22 protein-coding genes are annotated in these 19,832 nt (G+C 64.1%); 9 read left to right on the forward strand and 13 right to left on the reverse strand.

Going from position 1 to position 19,832, the window contains the following annotated elements; all coding sequences use genetic code 11:
• Positions 1-17: 17 nt before the first annotated feature.
• The 6 genes from ACKLLE_RS06710 to minC form a co-directional block, all read right to left on the reverse strand.
• Positions 18-188, reverse strand: a complete 171-nt coding sequence (locus tag ACKLLE_RS06710; RefSeq protein ID WP_009407479.1) for a hypothetical protein — start codon at positions 186-188, stop codon at positions 18-20.
• Positions 189-318: 130 nt separating this feature from the next.
• Positions 319-1,608, reverse strand: coding sequence for a M18 family aminopeptidase (locus ACKLLE_RS06715; RefSeq protein WP_009407481.1), 1,290 nt, complete (start codon positions 1,606-1,608; stop codon positions 319-321).
• Positions 1,609-1,759: 151 nt separating this feature from the next.
• Entirely contained in the window at positions 1,760-2,395 is a 636-nt protein-coding gene (locus ACKLLE_RS06720; protein WP_420057328.1) for an RluA family pseudouridine synthase, read from the reverse strand.
• A 93-nt stretch (positions 2,396-2,488) separates the two neighbouring features.
• Positions 2,489-2,746 carry a cell division topological specificity factor MinE gene (minE, locus tag ACKLLE_RS06725; protein WP_009407485.1) on the reverse strand — a complete coding sequence of 86 codons (258 nt, stop codon included), beginning with the start codon at positions 2,744-2,746 and terminating at the stop codon, positions 2,489-2,491.
• Positions 2,747-2,749: 3 nt separating this feature from the next.
• A complete protein-coding gene (minD, locus tag ACKLLE_RS06730; RefSeq protein ID WP_009407487.1) occupies positions 2,750-3,562 on the reverse strand; it encodes a septum site-determining protein MinD in 813 nt (270 codons plus the stop codon).
• 102 nt (positions 3,563-3,664) lie between these two features.
• Positions 3,665-4,423 (reverse strand): septum site-determining protein MinC, encoded by a 759-nt coding sequence (minC, locus tag ACKLLE_RS06735; protein ID WP_279897992.1) that lies wholly within the window; start codon positions 4,421-4,423, stop codon positions 3,665-3,667.
• Positions 4,424-4,545: 122 nt separating this feature from the next.
• Here minC and ACKLLE_RS06740 point away from each other — a divergent pair, with 122 nt between their 5' ends.
• Positions 4,546-5,472, forward strand: coding sequence for a lipid A biosynthesis lauroyl acyltransferase (locus tag ACKLLE_RS06740; RefSeq protein WP_009407491.1), 927 nt, complete (start codon positions 4,546-4,548; stop codon positions 5,470-5,472).
• A gap of 33 nt (positions 5,473-5,505) precedes the next feature.
• Positions 5,506-6,669 carry a patatin-like phospholipase family protein gene (locus tag ACKLLE_RS06745; protein WP_064304974.1) on the forward strand — a complete coding sequence of 388 codons (1,164 nt, stop codon included), beginning with the start codon at positions 5,506-5,508 and terminating at the stop codon, positions 6,667-6,669.
• A 110-nt stretch (positions 6,670-6,779) separates the two neighbouring features.
• Here ACKLLE_RS06745 and ACKLLE_RS06750 read toward each other — a convergent pair whose 3' ends face one another.
• On the reverse strand, positions 6,780-7,565 hold the full coding sequence (locus ACKLLE_RS06750) for an MlaA family lipoprotein (RefSeq protein ID WP_420057330.1): 786 nt from the start codon (positions 7,563-7,565) through the stop codon (positions 6,780-6,782).
• Positions 7,558-8,856 carry an alpha/beta fold hydrolase family protein gene (locus tag ACKLLE_RS06755; RefSeq protein ID WP_420057331.1) on the reverse strand — a complete coding sequence of 433 codons (1,299 nt, stop codon included), beginning with the start codon at positions 8,854-8,856 and terminating at the stop codon, positions 7,558-7,560. The genes ACKLLE_RS06750 and ACKLLE_RS06755 overlap by 8 nt, the downstream gene beginning before the upstream one ends.
• A gap of 238 nt (positions 8,857-9,094) precedes the next feature.
• Here ACKLLE_RS06755 and ACKLLE_RS06760 point away from each other — a divergent pair, with 238 nt between their 5' ends.
• Entirely contained in the window at positions 9,095-9,460 is a 366-nt protein-coding gene (locus tag ACKLLE_RS06760) for a hypothetical protein (RefSeq protein ID WP_064304972.1), read from the forward strand.
• Between the two features lie 101 nt (positions 9,461-9,561).
• On the opposite strand, the gene ACKLLE_RS06765 is transcribed toward ACKLLE_RS06760, so the two are convergent.
• Complete coding sequence (locus tag ACKLLE_RS06765) at positions 9,562-11,109, reverse strand: glycoside hydrolase family 17 protein (protein WP_420057332.1); 1,548 nt, start codon at positions 11,107-11,109, stop codon at positions 9,562-9,564.
• A gap of 359 nt (positions 11,110-11,468) precedes the next feature.
• Between ACKLLE_RS06765 and ACKLLE_RS06770 the strand changes: the two genes are divergently transcribed.
• From ACKLLE_RS06770 to ACKLLE_RS06780, 3 genes are all read left to right on the forward strand, one after another.
• Positions 11,469-12,317, forward strand: coding sequence for a glycine betaine ABC transporter substrate-binding protein (locus ACKLLE_RS06770; RefSeq protein WP_420057334.1), 849 nt, complete (start codon positions 11,469-11,471; stop codon positions 12,315-12,317).
• Between the two features lie 205 nt (positions 12,318-12,522).
• Entirely contained in the window at positions 12,523-12,834 is a 312-nt protein-coding gene (locus ACKLLE_RS06775) for a DUF485 domain-containing protein (protein WP_009407505.1), read from the forward strand.
• Complete coding sequence (locus ACKLLE_RS06780; RefSeq protein WP_009407507.1) at positions 12,831-14,489, forward strand: cation acetate symporter; 1,659 nt, start codon at positions 12,831-12,833, stop codon at positions 14,487-14,489. Before ACKLLE_RS06775 ends, ACKLLE_RS06780 begins: the two co-directional genes overlap by 4 nt.
• 71 nt (positions 14,490-14,560) lie before the next feature.
• On the opposite strand, the gene ACKLLE_RS06785 is transcribed toward ACKLLE_RS06780, so the two are convergent.
• Entirely contained in the window at positions 14,561-14,713 is a 153-nt protein-coding gene (locus ACKLLE_RS06785; protein WP_009407510.1) for a DUF3309 family protein, read from the reverse strand.
• A gap of 264 nt (positions 14,714-14,977) precedes the next feature.
• Here ACKLLE_RS06785 and ACKLLE_RS06790 point away from each other — a divergent pair, with 264 nt between their 5' ends.
• The 3 genes from ACKLLE_RS06790 (at position 14,978) to csrA (ending at position 16,492) form a co-directional block, all read left to right on the forward strand.
• Entirely contained in the window at positions 14,978-15,793 is an 816-nt protein-coding gene (locus ACKLLE_RS06790) for an SDR family oxidoreductase (RefSeq protein WP_009407512.1), read from the forward strand.
• Positions 15,794-15,841: 48 nt separating this feature from the next.
• Positions 15,842-16,177 (forward strand): YnfA family protein, encoded by a 336-nt coding sequence (locus tag ACKLLE_RS06795; protein WP_064304969.1) that lies wholly within the window; start codon positions 15,842-15,844, stop codon positions 16,175-16,177.
• Between the two features lie 129 nt (positions 16,178-16,306).
• Positions 16,307-16,492, forward strand: a complete 186-nt coding sequence (gene csrA / locus ACKLLE_RS06800) for a carbon storage regulator CsrA (RefSeq protein WP_064304968.1) — start codon at positions 16,307-16,309, stop codon at positions 16,490-16,492.
• Here the strand turns inward: csrA and ACKLLE_RS06805 are convergent, their stop codons facing one another.
• The 3 genes from ACKLLE_RS06805 to ngg form a co-directional block, all read right to left on the reverse strand.
• Positions 16,493-16,720 carry a YheU family protein gene (locus tag ACKLLE_RS06805; protein ID WP_009407519.1) on the reverse strand — a complete coding sequence of 76 codons (228 nt, stop codon included), beginning with the start codon at positions 16,718-16,720 and terminating at the stop codon, positions 16,493-16,495.
• Between the two features lie 155 nt (positions 16,721-16,875).
• Positions 16,876-18,060: an osmoprotectant NAGGN system M42 family peptidase gene (locus tag ACKLLE_RS06810; protein WP_420057335.1), complete on the reverse strand. Its 1,185-nt coding sequence runs from the start codon at positions 18,058-18,060 to the stop codon at positions 16,876-16,878.
• A 25-nt stretch (positions 18,061-18,085) separates the two neighbouring features.
• Complete coding sequence (gene ngg / locus ACKLLE_RS06815; protein ID WP_420057336.1) at positions 18,086-19,831, reverse strand: N-acetylglutaminylglutamine synthetase; 1,746 nt, start codon at positions 19,829-19,831, stop codon at positions 18,086-18,088.
• Between the last annotated feature and the right edge of the window lies 1 nt (position 19,832).

Below are 19,832 nucleotides of genomic sequence, written 5' to 3' on the forward strand. Positions count from 1 at the left end.
GCAGTGTAGAGCATCCGTCAGTCGAGTTTCTCGAGGATCTTCCAGACCATGATGCCAAGTATGGAAAGCATGCCGAGCCACATCATCAGCACACCGGAATTGTTTTCCCGCTTGTTGAAGCCGATGGTCAACAGAATCAGGCCCGCGAGGACCGGCAGGAACATCGACTGGAACGTGGACAGACTCAAGATCCTTCTCCTTGCTGCGAAAAGTCTGGCTTGAGCATAGGCGCTAAATGACAGCGCGAGGTTGACTGGCGTCACAAAGCGCCGGCTCCGCCAGCGGGGGCGTGGCGGGGCAGAGCGCCCCGCCACGGTTTCATGGCAGCTCGCGGCTGCGATAGAACGCGGTCAGTACCTTGACCAGATGGGCCAGGTCCTGGCTGCCGCACAGCTCGCGGATCGAGTGCATGGCGAAGGTCGGCAGGCCGATATCGACGGTGCGCACGCCCAGGTGGCTGGCGGTGATCGGGCCGATGGTCGAGCCGCAACCCATGTCGCTGCGCACCACGAAGCTCTGCACCGGGACTTCCTCGGCCATGCACAGGTGGCGGAAGAACCCGGCGGTTTCGCTGTTGGTGGCGTAGCGCTGGTTGTTGTTGACCTTGATCACCGGGCCGGCGTTGAGCTTGGGACCGTGGTTGCCGTCGTGCTTCTCGGCATAGTTGGGGTGCACGCCGTGGGCGTTGTCCGCCGAGACCAGCAGCGAGCGCTGGATGGTGCGGACGAACTCGTCGCCGTCCGGCAGCAGGCGGCGCAGGGTCTGTTCCAGCATCGGGCCGTCGGCACCGCAGGCCGAGCAGGAGCCGACTTCCTCGTGGTCGTTGCACACCAGCACGCAGGTTTCGTCGCTGTCGGCGTCGAGCAGGGCACGCAGGCCGGCGTAGCAGGACAGCAGGTTGTCGAGGCGCGCGCCGGCGATGAACTCGCCGTGCAGGCCGACCAGGGCGGCGTCCTGGGTGTCGTAGAAGCTCAGTTCGTAATCCAGCACCACATCGGCGTTGAGGCCGTGTTCGCGGGCCAGTTGCTCGGTGAGCAGGGCGCGGAAATCGACGCGCTCGTCACCGGCCACCTGGGCCAGGATCGGCGGCAGCTCGGTCTGCGGGTTGATCGCCCAGCCTTCGTTGGCGGTACGGTTGAGGTGGATCGCCAGGTTGGGGATCACCGCGATGGGCAGCTTGAAGTCCACCAGCGCGCTTTCCACCTTGCCGTCGCGGCGGAAGGTGACGCGGCCGGCCAGCGACAGGTCGCGGTCGAACCAGGGCGCGAGCAGGGCGCCGCCGTAGACCTCCACCCCCAGTTGCCAGAAACCGTGGCGCTGCAGCTCGGGTTGCGGCTTGACCCGCAGGCACGGGCTGTCGGTATGGGCGCCGACCAGGCGGATGCCGTCCAGCAGCGGCGAATGGCGGCCGAGCTTGATGGCGATGATCGAGGAGTCGTTGCGGGTCAGGTAATAGCGACCGCCAGGCACCGTGGCCCAGCTGTCGCGCTCGTCCAGGCGCTGGTAGCCGGCCGCCTCGAGGCGCTGGGCCAGGCTGGCGGTGGCATGGAAGGGCGTGGGAGAGGCTTTGAGGAAATCAATCAGGCCTTGGTTCAGGGCATCGCGCATAAGTCACTCCAGACAGCAGTGGGCGCGAGTTTAGCGCAGATGTTGCGCTCGTTGGGACCGCTTTGCGGTCCATCGCCGGCAACGCCGGCTCCCACAGGGGCGCGGTGCACACGATCCTTGTGGGAGCCGGCGTTGCCGGCGATGAGGCCCGTCAGAACGGCGCCGGACACTCGAACGTATGGCGCTCGCCCGTCACCGGGTGGGTGAAGCTCAGCATCGAGGCGTGCAGGCACAGCCGCTCATGGGCTGCCAGTGCCTCGGGATTGGCATACAGCCGGTCACCCAGCAATGGATGACCGATCGACAGCATGTGCACGCGCAACTGGTGCGAGCGCCCGGTGATCGGCGTCAGTTCGACCCGGCACCAGTCGCCGCAGCGCTCGACGATGCGCCAGAAGGTCAGGGCATGCTTGCCCTGTTCGTGGTCCACCACGTGCCGCGGCTTGGTGGGCGGGTCGTAGCGCAGCGGCAGGTCGATGCTGCCACTGTCGCGCTCCGGCTGGCCCCAGCACAGGGCGGTATAGGCTTTCTCGGTCTCGCGGTCGTGGAATTGCCGGGACAGTTCGCGGTGGCTGTCGGCGTCGCGGGCAAGCAGGATGATCCCCGAGGTTTCCCAATCCAGTCGGTGGACGATCAGCGCATCGGGGTAGCCGTTTTCCTGCAGGCGGGTGATCAGGCAGTCCTTGTTGTCCTCGGCCCGGCCAGGCACGGAGAGCAGCAGGGTTGGCTTGTTGACCACCAGGATGGCGGCATCCTGGTGGAGGATCTCGACGTTGGACAGCGGCATTGCGTGTTCTCTGCAAACGCCAACGGCGACGGTCGGGCCCGGGCATGTGCAGCCCGGGCCCGGCCGTCGCCGTGGCAGGTTACCCGCAGACGCTCAGGGGCGTTCGGGCAGGGTGATGTTGAGTTCGAGTATCGAGCAACTGCCCTGGTTCTCCAGCGCCACCTGCACGTCATCGTTGCCGATGTTGACGTACTTGCGGATCACTTCCAGCAGTTCTTTCTGCAGGGCCGGCAGGTAGTCCGGGGTGCTGCGCTGTCCGCGCTCGTGCGCCACGATGATCTGTAGACGCTCTTTCGCAACCGACGCGGAACTCTGTTTTTTGCTGGCACGAAAGAAGTCAAAAAGGTTCATGGTTCAATTGCCTCCAAACAGGCGCTCGAAGAATCCCTTCTTCTGTACGTCGAGGAACCGGTGTTCCACGGTTTTGCCCAGCAGGCGGTCGACAGTGTCGCTGTACGCCTGGCCGGCATCGCTCTGGTCGTCGAGGATGACCGGGACGCCCTGGTTGGAGGCCTTGAGCACGGCCTGGGATTCGGGGATGACACCCAGCAGCGCGACGGAGAGGATTTCCTTGACGTCTTCGACGCCCAGCATCTCGCCCTTGCTCACGCGCTCGGGGTGGTAACGGGTGATCAGCAGGTGTTCCTTGATCGGGTCTTCGTTGCGTTCGGCGCGGCGCGACTTGCTGGCCAGCAGGCCGAGCATGCGGTCGGAGTCGCGTACCGAGGACACTTCAGGGTTGGTCACGACGATGGCTTCGTCGGCGAAGTACATCGCCAGGTGCGCGCCCTTCTCGATGCCGGCCGGGGAATCGCAGACCACGTAGTCGAAGTTCTCCTTCAGCTCCATCAGGACCTTCTCCACGCCTTCCTGGGTCAGCGCGTCCTTGTCCCGGGTCTGGCTGGCGGCCAGCACGTAGAGGTTCTCCAGGCGCTTGTCCTTGATCAGGGCCTGCTGCAGGTTGGCCTCGTTGTTGACGACGTTGACGAAGTCGTACACCACGCGGCGCTCGCAGCCCATGATCAGGTCGAGGTTACGCAGGCCGACGTCGAAGTCGACGATCACTGTCTTGTGCCCGCGCAGCGCGAGGCCGGTACCGATGGCGGCACTGGTGGTGGTCTTGCCCACACCACCCTTGCCGGAAGTCACCACGAGAATCTTGGCCAAGGTGTATCACCCCTAAAAATGATGAAAAAGGACGTGCGGTCCCTAAATGCAAAAACGGCAACTAACTGACTAAAGTTGCACGGAAAATGGCGGCAGTATCCGTTAAAGGCGGGTGATGTTCAACACGTCCCCGGACAGGCTGACCTGCACGCCGGCCCCCCACAGCGGATCGCGGCGCAGGTCTTCGGAGACCTTGTACTGTCCGGCGATCGAAACCAGTTCGGCGGTCATCTGCTGGCAGAAGATCCGTGCCTTGGTGTTGCCCTTGATACCGGCGAGGGCGCGACCGCGCATTGGCCCGTACACATGGATATTGCCATCGGCGAGAAGTTCCGCACCCGGGCTGACCGCCGACACCACGACCAGGTCGCCCCCCTGAGCATAGATCTGTTGGCCGCCGCGTACAGGCGTGGTGATGATCCTGGTCGGGCGTACCGTCGGCTCCGGTGGCGGAGGCGGTGGCGCCGGGGCGGGTTCGGCTTTTTTCGCCGGCTCGATTTCCACCGGGTCCACCGGGCGCTCGCGGGCGCCGGACGGCGGCAGCACCGGCAGGTCGATGGCGATGGCGGCGGCGATGTCCTCGATGCGGCTGGCACGGATCGCCAGGGTGCGCAGGCCGTGCTGGCGGCAAATGCGCATCATCCCCGGCAGGTCGACGCTGCCTTCGTTGGCCGGCAGCTTGTCCAGCGCCAGCACCAGCGGCGTGTTGCTGAAGAAGTTCGGCGCTTGGGCGACCTTGGCCGCCAACTGCCGGTCGAGACCATCGAGGTCGTTGCGGGCAAGCTCGAGCACCGTGATGGCGAGCATGCTGCCCTTGAGCTGGAACACGGGGGCTGGGTCTGGCGTCTGGCTTTGGCTCATGGTCTGCGTCGAAGCGGCTTTCGTTGCGAAAAGTGCCCAGACTTATAACGAGAACGCCGGTTAGCCGCAACCCGCGCCGAACCGTTGTAGAATGCCCGGCCTTTTTCTTTCCGGAATCTTGAATGGATCGCCCGCGTTTTCGTCCGTACTTCCTGCACCCGCGTTTCTGGCCGCTGTGGCTGGGGCTCGGCCTGCTCTGGCTGATCGTTCAGCTGCCGTACCCGGTTTTGCTGGGGATCGGCCGTGCCCTGGGGGCGGTGATGTACCGCGTGGCCGGAGCGCGCCGGGCGATCGCCGCACGCAACCTGGAGCTGTGCTTCCCGCACTTGCCGTCCGTCGAGCGAACCCGCCTGCTCAAGGAAAATTTCGCTTCCACCGGTATCGCGTTCTTCGAAATGGCCATGAGCTGGTGGTGGCCAAAGGCCCGTTTGGCGCGCTTGGCGCACATCGAGGGGCTGGAGCATCTGCAGGCGGCGCAGCGTGATGGCCAGGGTGCCATCCTGATGGCCCTGCATTTCACCACCTTGGAAATCGGCGCCGCGCTGCTCGGCCAGGTCCACACCATCGACGGCATGTACCGCGAACACAAGAACGCCCTGTTCGACTTCGTCCAGCGCCGTGGCCGCGAGCGGCATAACCTCGATTCCTTGGCGGTGGAACGCGAGGACGTGCGCGGCATGCTCAAGCTGCTGCGCGCCGGACGCGCCATCTGGTACGCACCGGACCAGGACTACGGTGCCAAGCAGAGCCTGTTCGTGCCGCTGTTCGGTATTCCGGCGGCGACGGTCACCGCCACCACCAAGTTCGCCCGCCTGGGCCGCGCCCGGGTCATTCCGTTCACCCAGGAGCGCCTGGCCGATGGCAGTGGCTATCGCCTGGTGATCCATCCGCCGCTCGAAGACTTCCCGGGCGAGACCGAGGAAGCCGACTGCCTGCGCATCAACCAGTGGATCGAGCAGGCCCTGCGCGAGTGTCCCGAGCAGTACCTGTGGGCGCACCGGCGCTTCAAGTCGCGGCCGCCGGGCGAACCGAAGCTGTACAAGAAGTAACCCGCTTTTTCCGTCATTCCAGGGAGTGCGTGCATGGCAGCAGAACCGGTCACCGGCTTGATCCTTTCCGGCGGCGGCGCCCGTGCCGCCTACCAGGTGGGGGTTTTGGCGGGCATTGCCGACCTGCTGCCGCAAGGCGCGGCCAATCCCTTTCCGGTGATCGTCGGCACCTCGGCCGGTGCGATCAATGCCGTCACCCTGGCCAGCGGCGCCCTGCATTTCGCCGAGGCGATACGCCGTCTCACTGGCTTCTGGCAGGGCTTTCGCAGCCACCATGTATTGCGCAGCGACTGGCCCGGGGTAGTGCGCCAGGCCAGTCGTTTCGTCGGCCACAGCCTGCTTGGCCTGGGGCGCCAGGTGCCGGTGGCCCTGCTCGACAGTTCCCCTTTGCGCGGGCTGCTTTCCGAGCATCTGGACCTGAGCGGCATCGGCCATGCCATCGAGCAGCGCCACCTGCGGGCGGTGGCAGTGACAGCCTTCGGCTATGAGTCGGGCCAGGCGGTGACCTTCTACCAGGGGCGCGGCGCCATCGATCCGTGGTTGCGCCATCGTCGTATCGGCTTGCCGACCCGCCTGAGCATCGAACACCTGCTGGCCAGCTCGGCGATCCCGCTGCTGTTCGCGCCGGTCAAGCTGGGCCACGAGTACTACGGTGACGGTGCGGTGCGCCAGTCGGCGCCGATCAGCCCGGCGCTGCACCTGGGAGCCAACCGCATCCTGGTGGTGGGCGTCAGCGGCAATCCGCGCGGGCCGGCGGACACCATGCCGCATGCCCGGGTCTACAGCGGCCAGCCGCCCAGCCTGGCGCAGATCGGCGGACATCTGCTCAACAGCACTTTCATCGACAGCCTGGAAGATGACCTGGAGCTGCTCCAGCGACTCAACCACCTCAGCCACCTGGTGCCGCCCCAGGATCATCCCCAGCGCCTCGGCCTGGCGCCGGTCGAGGTGCTGGTGGTAGCGCCCAGCCAGCCGCTGGACGAGATCGCCGCGCGCCATCGCCGTGAACTGCCGCCGGCCTTGCGCATGTTCCTGCGCGGGCCGGGGGCGACCAAAACCAGTGGGGCAGGGGTGCTCAGCTACCTGCTGTTCGAGGCAGGGTATTGCAGCGAGCTGATCGAACTGGGGCGGCGGGATGCGCTGGCCAAGCGGGCGCAGCTTTGCGGTTTCCTGGGGTTGTCTGGAAATCACCCGTAACAAGCGGACGCGGTCTCTGTGGGAGCGGGTTTACCCGCGATTGCGTCAGTGAATCCACCATCGCAATCGCGGGTAAACCCGCTCCCACAGGTGACTGTGTCGTGCTTTGATCACTCGGCTATCTGAAGCTTGCGCGACTCCGTATACACATACCGCACCTTCTCGTACTCGAACGGCGAGTTCATCTGCCCGTAACGGAAGTTGGTGGTATAGCGCTTGTCCACGGCCCGCAGCACCCAGATTTCCGGGTGATCGCTGCTGACTTCCGCGACATTGAGGAAGTTGATCTGGTTTTCCGCGCCATAGTCCACTACCAGCCCGCCGGTATCGCGCAGGTTCGACGGGCCGAGAATCGGCAACACCACGTACGGCCCGCTCGGCACGCCCCAGACGCCCAGGGTCTGGCCGAAATCCTCGTTCTGCTTGGGCACGCCCATCATGGTTGCCGGGTCCCACAGGCCGAAGACGCCGATGGTGGTGTTCACCAGCAGCCGCGCGGTGATGTCCAGCGAACGCTTGCCCTTGAACTGCAGCAGGCTGTTGAGCAGGTTCGGCACGTCGCCGAGGTTGCTGAAGAAGTTGCTGACCCCGCTGCGCACGAATTGCGGGGTGATATAGCGATAACCGTTGACCACCGGCAGGAACACCCATTGGTCGAAGCGGTAGTTGAAGTGGTAGACGCGGCGGTTCCACGACTCCATCGGGTCGTAGACCTCCAGGGCGTCGAGGGTGGCGCGCTCGAATTCGCGCTGGTCCAGCCCTGGGTTGAATTTCAGCTCCTTCAACGGCTCGGTGAAGCCGTCGGTATCCAGGGCACTGGCCGCAGGCGCGGTTTCGTCGGCGAAGGCCGGGGCGGCGGACAGCAGCAGGGCGGTGATCAGCAGACGTTTAACCACGGAAGAACTCCAGCATGGCGTCGCTGTTGACGCGGTAATTGATGTTGCCGCAATGGCCGCCATGGGGGTACAGGGTCAGCCGGTCGCCAAAGGTCTTGCGCAGGAAACCGATATCGCCAGGGCCGAGTATCAGGTCGTCGGCGTTGTGCATCACGGCGATCTTCGGCGACTGGCTCAGGTAGTCCTTCAGCGCGTAGAGGCTGACCTGGTCGATCAATTGCAGCAGGCTGCCGCCATCGGTGCGGGCGCGCCACATCGGGATCACCTGCTCGGTCAGGTAGCAGTCGAAGTCGCATTGCAGGGCGCGCTTGAAGAAGGGCGTCAGGCTGCTGCTTTCGGTGATCGGGAATTTCGGCGGGATTATCAGGCCGCGGCGGTTGATCAGGTCCGAAGTAAAGGCGATATCGGCGGCGGAGAAGCGGAACGAACTGCCGATCAGCATGGCCATCTGCTCGTTGCTCAGGTGCTGGCGCGATTGCTGGAAGTCGTAGAGCAGGGCGTCGTTGAGGTCGATATAGCCTTTCTGCTGGAAGTAGCGGGTCAGCTTGGCGAGGATCAACTCGTAGAAGGTGGTATGGCTGGTCACCCCCTTGACCTCGGTCTGCACCAGGCGGTCGAGGTTGGTGATCGAGGTGTACAGGTTCACCGGCGGGTTGAGCAGCAGCACACGCTTGAAATTGAAGCTGCGCCGGGTCTCGTCGAGGTGGGCGACGAACGCCGCGTCGAGGGCGCCGAGGCTGTAGCCGCTGAGGTAGAACTCCTTGACCGCCAGGCGCGGATGCTGGGCGCGCACACCCTGCATGACCCGGTACAGATCCTCGGCGTCCTCGCTGCTGACGCCCGGCGTGGCGAAGCGCGAGGCGGCGCTCATGAAGTCGTAGCTGGTCGGCGAGGACAGTAGCACGACATGGAAGCCGGCCTTGTAGTACAGGCGCTTGAGGTATTCGTTGATGCTCGAGTTGAAGGGGGCACCGGTACCGGCGATCAGGAAGATCAACGGTGCCTCGTGGTCCTGCCGGGCCAGGCGGTAGGTGAGTTTCTTCACCGGCCAGAAATTGTCCGGCAGGATGAACTCCCGTTCCGGACGCATGTTCAGGGTGTAGTCGCTCTGGGTGATGTCCTCGTCGGTGGGCAGCTCGGGACGCAGGTCCGGCGGCGTGGTGGCGATGGTCGCCTCGAAGGGGTTGGTCAGCGGGTAGCCATAGCTGGCGGCATCGATATCCGCCGCCGACGCGGCCGCACACAGCAAAAGGCCACCCAGCAAGGCAGCAAGGCGCAGAGGTCGAAACATGACGGGTCCCCGGAAAAAAGGCTAAAGCACGATGCAGCCTAGGACACTTGCATGACGAAAGAAGTTGCCAAGTGCCACTGTCTTTGTTGCTTCGAATGTTGCCGCGCCTGCTTTGGTCGTTGCAACAATTGGTTCCATTTATCCTGAGGATAAAAGTAGCCCAGGGCCGCGCTTTCGCCTTGCGCCCACGGTCCGAGGGATTATGCTGGCCGGCGATTTTCTAACTTTGGAGTTCCTGATGTCCCAGCGTTTGCCGTTGATCGCACTGCTGCTGTTCATTCCGGCGTGGCTGGCTGCCAGTTATGCCGTGCGCTACGGCTTCATGGAGGACCCGCAGTGGGTCGGGGTGTGCTCGGCGCAGGTGCAGGTGTGGGAGTGTTCGGTGCGCTCGATGCTGGGGCTGACCATTCACTTCCGGATCCTGGCCTGGATCGGCCTGGGGCTGGCGCTGCTGGCGACCGTGATACCACGCAAGGCTGGCTGGTGGCTGGCGGTGCTGGCGCTGGTGGCGGGGATACCGGCCTTGGTGCTGTACACCGCGAGTATTGCGGTGTTTACGGTGGTGCTGGCGGGGTTGCGGCTGGTTCGCCGGTCTCTGCGGTGAACTTTAGGCCCTCATCGCCGGCAACGCCGGCTCCCACAAGGTTCTGCGGTGCATACAATACCTGTGGGAGCCGGCGTTGCCGGCGATGAGGCCCGGAAGCGTTAGCGGGTTCTCAGGCAGCGCCACAAGGCAGCAGTCATCACCACACTGACCCCCGCCCAGATCCACGCCTGCTGACTGACCAGCCCTTCGCGATACAACTGCGGCGCAATCCCTGCACCCACGATCAGGGTCAACAACGCCACCTCGGCCCGCGCCACCCTGACCGGCCGCACCAGGTAAGCCAGCGCCGGCACCACGAACGCTGCACTCGGGAAGCTCCGGTAGCGCGGATCGAACACCAGCGCCAGCATGCTTACCGCTGCCGCGAAGCCTGCCGCGATCACCCACCAGGCGCCGCGTGCCTCCAGCCAGGCGAACGCCCGCTGGCGCCAGCCGTCCCGTGCCGCCAGGGCCAGTGCGCCATGGGCGAGAACGATCAGGTTCAAGCACGTCAGCAACACCACCCAGGTCCACTCGCCGACGAAACGTGCGTTGGTCCGCGCCAGTTCGCCCCACAAGCCGATGCTCGCCGCGCCGATCGCCGCCAGCAGCGGCAAGGCCAGCGCATTGCGCGTGGTACGCACCGGCCCGGCCACCAACAAGGTGGCGAAGAACAGCACACCACTGGCGACCAGCCACTGCGGCCAGAACGGCAGGTTGCTCACCGGGCCTTCCAGCACGCCCTTGTCCTGGCGATCGGCGTCATACAGGCCCCAGTAACCGCCAACGGCCCCTTCGCTGGCACGCTTCCACGGCTGGTCGAAGGCTTCGATCAGGTTGTAATGCCAGCCATGCTCCTCGGCCATGGCCACGAAGCCGCGAATGAAGCGCGCCTCGTTGACCCGGCTCGGCACTGCGGTTTCGCGCTGGCGGCCTTCGCTGGGCCAGCCGGTCTCGCCGATCAGGATGTCCTTGGGGGCGAATGTGTTGCCGAACACCTGGCGGATCTCGCCGACATGGGCCAGGGCATCGTCGATGCCGCGCGGATCATCTTCCCAGTACGGCAGCAGGTGGATGGTCAGGAAGTCCACGGCCGGGGCGATCTGCGGATGCTGCAGCCAGAACTCCCAGACGTCAGCATAGGTCACCGGTACCTGCACCTGGCTTTTCACCTGGCCGATCAACGCAGCCAGGCGGTCGCCGGTGACTTCCTTGCGCAGCAGGGTCTCGTTGCCGACGATCACCGCGCGGACCACGTCCGGGTTGGCGTTGGCCGAGGCGATCAGGGCGCGGACTTCCTTGTCGGTATCCACCGGATTGCCGTTGACCCAGGCCCCGAGCATGACTTTCAACCCATGTTTGCGAGCAATGGCCGGGATGTCTTCAAGCCCGGTCATGGAATAGGTGCGAATGCACTCGAAACGCTTCGAAAGCAGCGCCAGGTCGGCATCGATACGCTCCGGACGCAGGGTGAAAGGCTGGTCGAACGGCGACTGGTCCTTGTCGAACGGCGTATAGGAAGCGCATTGCAATTTATGCGTGGCGCTGGCGGCGTCAGGCAGCAGCACCGGCTTGCCGAGCCCGTACCAGAGCCCGGCGAGGGCGAGCAGGCCGAGCAGGCAAGCGAACAGGTAGGGCGGCAGCGCAAAGCGGGCAGTCGAGGACATGGAACGATCCGGCTGAGGAAACAAAGCCGCCAATACTACCTGCAAACGCCCGGGGATTTTTCCTTGGCATGCAAAGTTCGGGCGGGTTTTCCCGCAAGCCCGGCAGGCCGGGGCACTGCTGGCCAGCTGATGTCGTTTCTCGGTGTTTCAAGGTCGCAGACAAAACAGGATCGTGGCGGTCCGGGGTTGATGATGACAGCCATCAGTGCTCCGCTGATGCGATTCCGGTCCCGTTCCTGCTGTAGAGAATCCAGGCGTGAAGGGGGCGCCTTGCACCAGAACAAGACATGGCCCGATCTATGTCGGGCACGTGATGTCCCGTGAAGTGACTATCCGTTTAAGCGACAAGGGGAAGCTTGATGAAAATGCGACGACTCCTGGGGGCGGGTGCCGCCCTGGTATTGGCGATGAGCGCCGGGCAGGCGATGGCCAAGGAAGTGAGCATCGGCTATGTCGATGGCTGGTCCGACAGTGTGGCGACCACTCATGTGGCGGCCGAGGTCATCAAACAGAAACTGGGCTATGACGTGAAGCTGATGCCCGTGGCGACCGGGATCATGTGGCAGGGCGTGGCCACCGGCAAGCTGGACGCCATGCTTTCCGCCTGGCTGCCGGTCACCCACGGTGAGTACTGGGCCAAGAACAAGGATGAGGTCGTCGATTACGGCCCCAACTTCAAGGACGCCAAGATCGGCCTGATCGTGCCGGAATACGTGAAGGCGCAATCGATCGCCGATCTCAAGACCGATGACAGCTTCAAGAAAAAGATCGTGGGTATCGACGCCGGCTCCGGGGTGATGCTCAAGACCGACCAGGCGATCAAGGACTACGCGCTGGACGGCTACAAGCTGCAGGCCAGCTCCGGCGCGGCGATGACCGCCGAACTGGGCCGCGCCTATGCCAAGCAGCAATCCATCGCGGTGACCGGCTGGGTACCGCACTGGATGTTCGCCAAGTGGAAACTGCGCTTCCTCGAAGACCCGAAAGGCGTGTACGGCGCCGCCGAGACCGTCAACAGCATCGGCAGCAAGGAACTGGCGACCAAGGCGCCGGAAGTGGCCGAGTTCCTGAAGAAGTTCTCCTGGCAGTCGAAAGACGAGATCGGCGAGGTCATGTTGGCCATTCAAGAGGGTGCAAAACCCGACGCCGCCGCCAAGGACTGGGTTGCCAAGCACCCCGAGCGCGTCGCCGAATGGACCGGTAAATAAGGCCAGCATGATGGCTTGATGCCTCTATCCTGAGCCTCGCCAGGGCCGCCCCCGGTTTTTCCGGTGGGCGGCCTTTGCATTTCCGGGTTGTTACCCATTTCGCAAAAGCCTTTTACATCTAAGACTAAGGTCGTCTGGAGCGCGTTCATGGGCAGCATAAAGTGGTGACGGGTTCTACCTAATCTGTGCTGCGAGGACAAAAACAATGAACGACAGCATTTACCTATCGATACAAAACAGCCCGCGGTTCAAGGAGCTGGTGTCAAAACGGGAACGATTCGCCTGGATTCTCTCGGTGATCATGCTCGGTCTCTACTCTGCTTTCATTCTCCTGATTGCCTATGGCCCGCAAGTACTGGGCGCCAAGATCAGTCCCGGCTCGTCGATCACCTGGGGTATTCCCCTCGGCGTCGGCCTGATCCTGTCGGCTTTCATTCTCACCGGCATCTACGTACGTCGTGCCAACGGTGAGTTCGACGAGCTGAACAACGCAATCCTCAAGGAGGTTCAGCAATGATCCGGCGTGTACTGGCAACCCTGGCCATCGGCGCGTTCGCACCCGCCGTCTGGGCCGCCGACGCCCTCACCGGCGAGGTGCAGAAACAACCGCTGAACGTAGCGGCGATCCTGATGTTCGTCGCCTTCGTCGGTGCCACCCTGTGCATCACCTACTGGGCCTCGAAGAAAAATAACTCGGCGTCCGACTACTACGCCGCCGGCGGCAAGATCACCGGCTTCCAGAACGGCCTGGCGATCGCCGGCGACTACATGTCCGCAGCGTCCTTCCTGGGGATTTCCGCCCTGGTGTTCACCTCCGGCTACGACGGCCTGATCTACTCGATCGGCTTCCTCGTCGGCTGGCCGATCATCCTCTTCCTGATCGCCGAACGCCTGCGCAACCTGGGTAAATACACCTTCGCCGACGTGGCTTCCTACCGCCTTGGCCAGAAGGAAATCCGTACCCTGTCCGCCTCCGGCTCGCTGGTGGTGGTGGCCTTCTACCTGATCGCCCAGATGGTCGGTGCCGGCAAGCTGATCCAGCTGCTGTTCGGCCTCGACTACCACATCGCGGTGATCCTGGTCGGTATCCTGATGTGCCTGTACGTGCTGTTCGGCGGCATGCTGGCGACCACCTGGGTACAGATCATCAAGGCAGTGCTGCTGCTCTCCGGTGCCAGCTTCATGGCGTTGATGGTGATGAAGCACGTCAACTTCGACTTCAGCCAGCTGTTCTCCCAGGCCATCGCCGTGCACCCGAAAGGCGAGGCGATCATGAGCCCCGGCGGCCTGGTGAAGGACCCGATCTCGGCCTTCTCCCTGGGCCTGGCGCTGATGTTCGGTACCGCCGGCCTGCCGCACATCCTGATGCGCTTCTTCACCGTGAGCGACGCCAAGGAAGCACGCAAGTCGGTGTTCTACGCCACTGGCTTCATCGGTTACTTCTACATCCTGACCTTCATCATCGGCTTCGGCGCGATCCTGCTGGTCAGCACCAACCCTGCCTTCAAGGACGCTGCCGGCGCCCTGATCGGCGGCAACAACATGGCGGCGGTGCACCTGGCCGACGCAGTAGGCGGCAGCGTCTTCCTCGGCTTCATCTCGGCCGTGGCCTTCGCCACCATCCTCGCGGTGGTAGCAGGCCTGACCCTGGCCGGTGCCTCGGCGGTATCCCACGACCTGTACGCCAGCGTCTGGCGCAAGGGCAAGGCCAACGAGAAGGACGAGATCCGCGTTTCGAAGATCACCACCATCGCCCTGGCCGTGCTGGCCATCGGCCTGGGCATTCTCTTCGAAAGCCAGAACATCGCCTTCATGGTCGGCCTGGCGTTCTCCATCGCGGCGAGCTGCAACTTCCCGGTACTGCTGCTCTCGATGTACTGGAAGAAGCTGACCACCCGCGGCGCCATGATCGGCGGCTGGATGGGCCTGATCAGTGCGGTCGCGCTGATGATCCTCGGCCCGACCATCTGGGTGCAGATCCTGCATCACGAGAAGCCGATCTACCCGTACGAATACCCGGCGCTGTTCTCGATGATCATTGCCTTCATCGGTATCTGGTTCTTCTCGATCACCGACAAGTCCAAGGCCGCCGAAGACGAGCGTGCGCTGTTCTTCCCGCAGTTCGTGCGTTCGCAGACCGGCCTGGGCGCCAGTGGTGCGGTTTCCCACTGAGTCCTGAGCGTCAAAAAAAAACGGCCCTTCGATGAAGGGCCATTTTTTTTTGCCTGCGATTCAGTCGCGGGTCATATGTAGCCGAGCAATAGCAGGATCAGCAGCACGATCAACACGGTCCCGATGACGCCGGATGGCCCGTAGCCCCAGCTCCTGGAGTGCGGGAAGACCGGCAGGCCGCCGATCAGCAGCAGGATCAGGATGATGATGAGAATTGTGCCCATGACGGATTCCTCTGGTTTCGGTCGGATGGGCAGACCTGCTGGTCAGGTCCGCTTACTTAGTGTGATTGCGGGCCTGGGCAGAAAGTTTAATCGGGTCGCTCTCGCGGGCGCTATCGCTGGCCAGCTCCCACAGGGGGCTGTGGGAGCTGGCCAGCGATAGCGCCCGCGAGGTCACCACCATTCAGCAACCTGATACCCCTCCGGCCCCCGCAAACCCTTCGCTACACTGCCCGTCACCATCACGAAACACACAAGGCAGGCGCTATGCAGAACCGCATGATGATCACCGGCGCGGGCTCCGGACTGGGGCGCGAGATCGCCCTGCGCTGGGCGCGCGAAGGCTGGCAACTGGCATTGAGCGACGTTAACGAGGAGGGCCTGAAACAGACCCTGGCCCTGGTTCGTGAAGCCGGCGGCGACGGCTTCACCCAACGCTGCGATGTGCGCGACTACAGCCAGCTGATCGCCTTGGCCCAGGCCTGCGAGGAACACCTGGGCGGCGTCGATGTGATCGTCAACAACGCAGGCGTCGCTTCCGGCGGCTTCTTCGCCGAGCTGTCGCTGGAAGACTGGGACTGGCAGATCGCAATCAACCTGATGGGCGTGGTCAAGGGCTGCAAGGCCTTCCTGCCGCTGCTGGAGCGGAGCAAGGGAAGGATCATCAACATTGCCTCCATGGCCGCCTTGATGCAGGGCCCGGCCATGAGCAACTACAACGTGGCCAAGGCCGGGGTGGTGGCGCTTTCGGAAAGCCTGCTGGTGGAACTGCGCCAGCTCGAAGTCGACGTACATGTGGTCTGCCCGTCGTTCTTCCAGACCAACCTGCTCGACTCCTTCCGCGGCCCGACGCCGGCAATGAAGGCCCAGGTCGGCAAACTGCTGGAAAGCTCGCCGATCAGCGCGGCGGATATCGCCGATTACATCTTCCGGCAGGTCGCCGCTGGCCAGTTCATGATCCTGCCCCACGAACAGGGGCGCATGGCCTGGCACCTCAAGCAGCATGACCCGCAGGCGCTCTACGACGAGATGGCCAGCATGGCCGAGAAAATGCGCGCCAAGGGCCGTTCGAGCCAATCCTGAGCCGCACCATCAGGTATCCTCGGCGTTTTGCCAGCTCCGGGGATACCTGTGATCAATTACCTGCTGTTTTTCCTCGCCGCCGTGTTCGAGATCGCCGGGTGCTACGCCTTCTACATGTGGCTGCGGCTCGCCAAGAGCGCCTGGTGGATCGCCCCGGCACTGTTCAGCCTGACCCTGTTCGCCCTGCTGCTGACCCGGGTCGAGGCCGCCTACGCCGGTCGCGCCTATGCCGCCTACGGCGGAATCTATATCGTCACCTCGCTGCTGTGGCTGGCCTTCGTCGAGAAAGGCCGCCCCTTGACCAGCGACTGGCTCGGTGCAGCGCTCTGCGTGCTAGGCGCGACGGTCATCCTGCTGGGCCCGCGGTTGCAGAGCGCAGGCTGATTTTGTAGGAAATTTCAGTAGGTCACTTCCTGCGCTGTTGTAGGGCAACTCTATTTGTCTGCCAGACCATTGAAGCGGACTACGCCGACAGACAGTCTCCAGATTCACCCGGATATGGAGGATTTGGCGATGCTGGTCATAGGACGCGAGATTGGCGAGGTCATCAACATCGGTAACGACATCAAGCTCAAGGTGATCGCCGTGGACGGCGGTACGGTGCGCTTCGGCATCAGTGCGCCGCGCGACGTGGAAATTCACCGCGCCGAAATCTATCGGCGCCTGGCGGAGGAAGCGCAGAAGCAGAAGGCGGGCTGATCAGTCGAACAGCTCCTTGGGGATATCGTGCCTGGCCAGCAATTGGCATTGCTGGCTGTCCATATCGAAGAGGATGAACGCCTGTCCCTTGGCCAATGCCTGGCGTACCCGCAGGACGCGGGTTTCCAGCGGGGTATCGTCGCCGTTGTCGGTGCCGTCGCGGGTGACGAAGTCCTCGATCAGGCGGGTCAGGGTGTCGGCTTCGAGCTGGTCGTAGGGGATGAGCATGGGGCTGGGTCTGCTTTGAATTGATGGCATATGCTACCTGCTTTTGCGGATCACCGCGGACCCTGTGGGAGCGGGTTCACCCGCGATTGCCGTGGTGAATTCACCATCGTAATCGCGGGTGAACCCGCTCCCACAGGGTCCGCGGCGCTCTTAGATCAATCTCTTCGACCAAGCACCTCATCCACCGTCGGCACCCGGGTATCACTCTCCATCTGAGCATCATGCTCAAGCTGATGACTGAACCTCTCCAGCGAGCTCCCCGCCGGGTGCGAATCCGCCGCGAATACAGGCGGGCTCAGCAGGTAGGCGCCGAGCAGGCGACTCAATGCCGCCAGGCTATCGATATGGGTCCGCTCGTAGCCATGGGTCGCGTCGCAGCCGAATGCCAGCAACGCGGTGCGGATATCGTGCCCGGCGGTGATCGCCGAGTGCGCATCGCTGAAGTAATAGCGGAACAGGTCGCGCCGCACCGGCAGGTTGTGCTCGTTGGCCAGATGCAGCAGGTGGCGCGACAGATGGTAGTCATAGGGCCCGGACGAGTCCTGCATCGCCACGCTGACCGCGTGCTCGCTGGAATGCTGCCCCGGCGCGACCGGGGCGATATCGATGCCGACGAATTCGCTGACATCCCAGGGCAGGGCACCTGCCGCGCCGGAGCCGGTTTCCTCGGTGATGGTGAACAGCGGATGACAGTCGATCTCCGGCGTCCGGCCGCTTTCCACCACCGCCTTGAGCGCCGCCAGCAGCGCGGCCACGCCGGCCTTGTCGTCCAGGTGGCGGGCGCTGATATGCCCGCTTTCGGTGAACTCGGGCAACGGATCGAACGCGACGAAGTCACCGATATTGATCCCCAGCGATTCGCAGTCGGCCCGCGTCGCGCAATAGGCGTCCAGGCGCACCTCGATGTGTTCCCAGCTCACCGGCATCTGGTCGATGGCGGTATTGAATGCATGACCGCTGGCCATCAGCGGCAACACACTGCCGCGCAGCACGCCGTTGTCGGTGAACACGCTGACCCGGCTGCCCTCGGCAAAACGGCTCGACCAGCAACCCACCGCCGCCAGCCCCAGGCGGCCATTGTCCTGCAGGGCGCGGACGCTGGCACCGATGGTGTCGAGGTGCGCTGAGACGGCGCGATCGGGTGAATTCTTGCGGCCCTTGAGGGTGGCGCGGATGGTGCCGCGCCGGGTCAGTTCGAAGGGGATGCCCAGTTCCTCCAGGCGTTCGGCGACATAGCGCACGATGGTGTCGGTAAAGCCGGTGGGACTCGGGATCGCCAGCATTTCCAGAAGGACTTTCTGCAGGTATGTCAGGTCCGGTTCGGGTAGCGGGGCAGTCATGGATACTCCTGGTGCACGGTTTGGATCAGTTCGTCGTCCGGCTCAGGGGAAACAGCAGGTCGACGAAACGTTCGGCAACGGGTTGCGGTTCATGGTTGGCCAGGCCGGCGCGTTCGTTGGCCTCGATGAACACATACTCCGGCTGGTCGGCGGCGCGCACCATCAGGTCGAGGCCGACCACCGGGATATCCAGGGCGCGGGCGGCCTGGATCGCGGCCTCGGCCAGGGTCGGGTGCAGGCGCGCGGTGACGTCTTCCAGGCAGCCGCCCGTATGCAGGTTGGCAGTACGCCGCACCGCCAGGCGCTGGCCGGCGGGGAGGATGCTGTCGTAATCGAAGCCGGCGGCCTGGAGCGTGCGCAGGGTTTCCTCATCCTTGGGAATCCGGCTTTCCCCGCCGGTGGCCGCCTGCCGGCGCCGGCTTTGCGCGTCGATCAGGCGCCCGATGCTGTGCTGGCCATCACCGATCACCTGGGCCGGATGCCGGATCGCCGCCGCCACCACTTCGAAGCCGATCACCAGGATGCGCAGGTCATGGCCTTCGTGGAAGCTCTCTAGCAACACCCGGCTGTCGAAGCGCCGAGCCTGCTCGATGGCCTGGGTGACCTCGTCCAGGGTGGTGAGGTTGACCGCCACGCCATGGCCCTGTTCGCCATCCACCGGCTTGACCACCACTGCGCCGTGGTCCTCGAGAAAGGCCAGGTTGTCGTCGGCATTGCCCGCCAATTGCTGCGCCGGCACGTTAAGCCCGGCAGCGGCGAGGGTGCGCTGGGTCAGGCGTTTGTCCTGGCACAGGGTCATGCTCACGGCCGTGGTCAGGTCGCTCAGCGACTCGCGGCAGCGCACCCGGCGTCCGCCATGGCTGAGGGTGAACAGGCCGCTGTCGGCATCGTCCACCTGAACGTCGATTCCGCGCCGGTAGGCTTCCTCGACGATGATCCGCGCATACGGGTTGAGCCCGTCCTGCGGCCCCGGGCCGAGGAACAGTGGCTGGTTGATGCCGTTCTTGCGCTTGACCGCGAAGGTTGGCAGGTTGCGGAAGCCGAGCTTGGTATAGAGCCGCTTGGCCTGGCGGTTGTCATGCAGCACAGAGAGGTCGAGGTAGTTGAGGCCGCGACTCATGAAATGCTCCACCAGATGGCGCACCAGCACCTCGCCCACGCCAGGCCGGGTGGTGTTGGGGTCCACCGCCAGGCACCAGAGGCTGCTGCCGCCCTCGGGGTCTTCGAAGGCCTTGAGGTGGTTCAGGCCCATCACGCTGCCGATCACCGCGCCAGTGTCCTCGTCCTCCGCCAGCCAATACACCGGACCGCCCAGATGGCGCGGCGTCAGCAGCTCGGTCTTGACCGGCAGCATGCCGCGGGTCTGGTACAGGGTATTGATCGCCTGCCAGTCCTCGTCGCTTTGCGCCCGGCGGATGCGGAAGCCGCGAAACACCCGGCTGGCCGGGCGGTAATCGCTGAACCACAGGCGCAGGGTGTCGGAAGGATCGAGGAACAACTGCTGCGGGGCCTGGGCCAGGACCTGCTGTGGTGCGGCGACATACAAGGCGATATCCCGCTCGCCCGGTTGTTCCTCCAGCAGCGCCCGGGCCAGTTGGCCAGGCTCGGCATAGGTATGGCCGATCAGCAGGCGTCCCCAGCCGCAGTGCAGCGAACGCGGCTCTTCATGGGGCTCGCTGCCTTCATCGGCCAGGCGCGCCTGCAGGCGTTCATAGGACGGCACCTGGCCGCGCAGCAGGCGCTGGCCATAGGTGGATGCATGGGCTTTCATC

Origin of the sequence: Pseudomonas bharatica, from assembly GCF_048586865.1 — a bacterium.
GTDB classification, from domain to species: domain Bacteria; phylum Pseudomonadota; class Gammaproteobacteria; order Pseudomonadales; family Pseudomonadaceae; genus Aquipseudomonas; species Aquipseudomonas bharatica.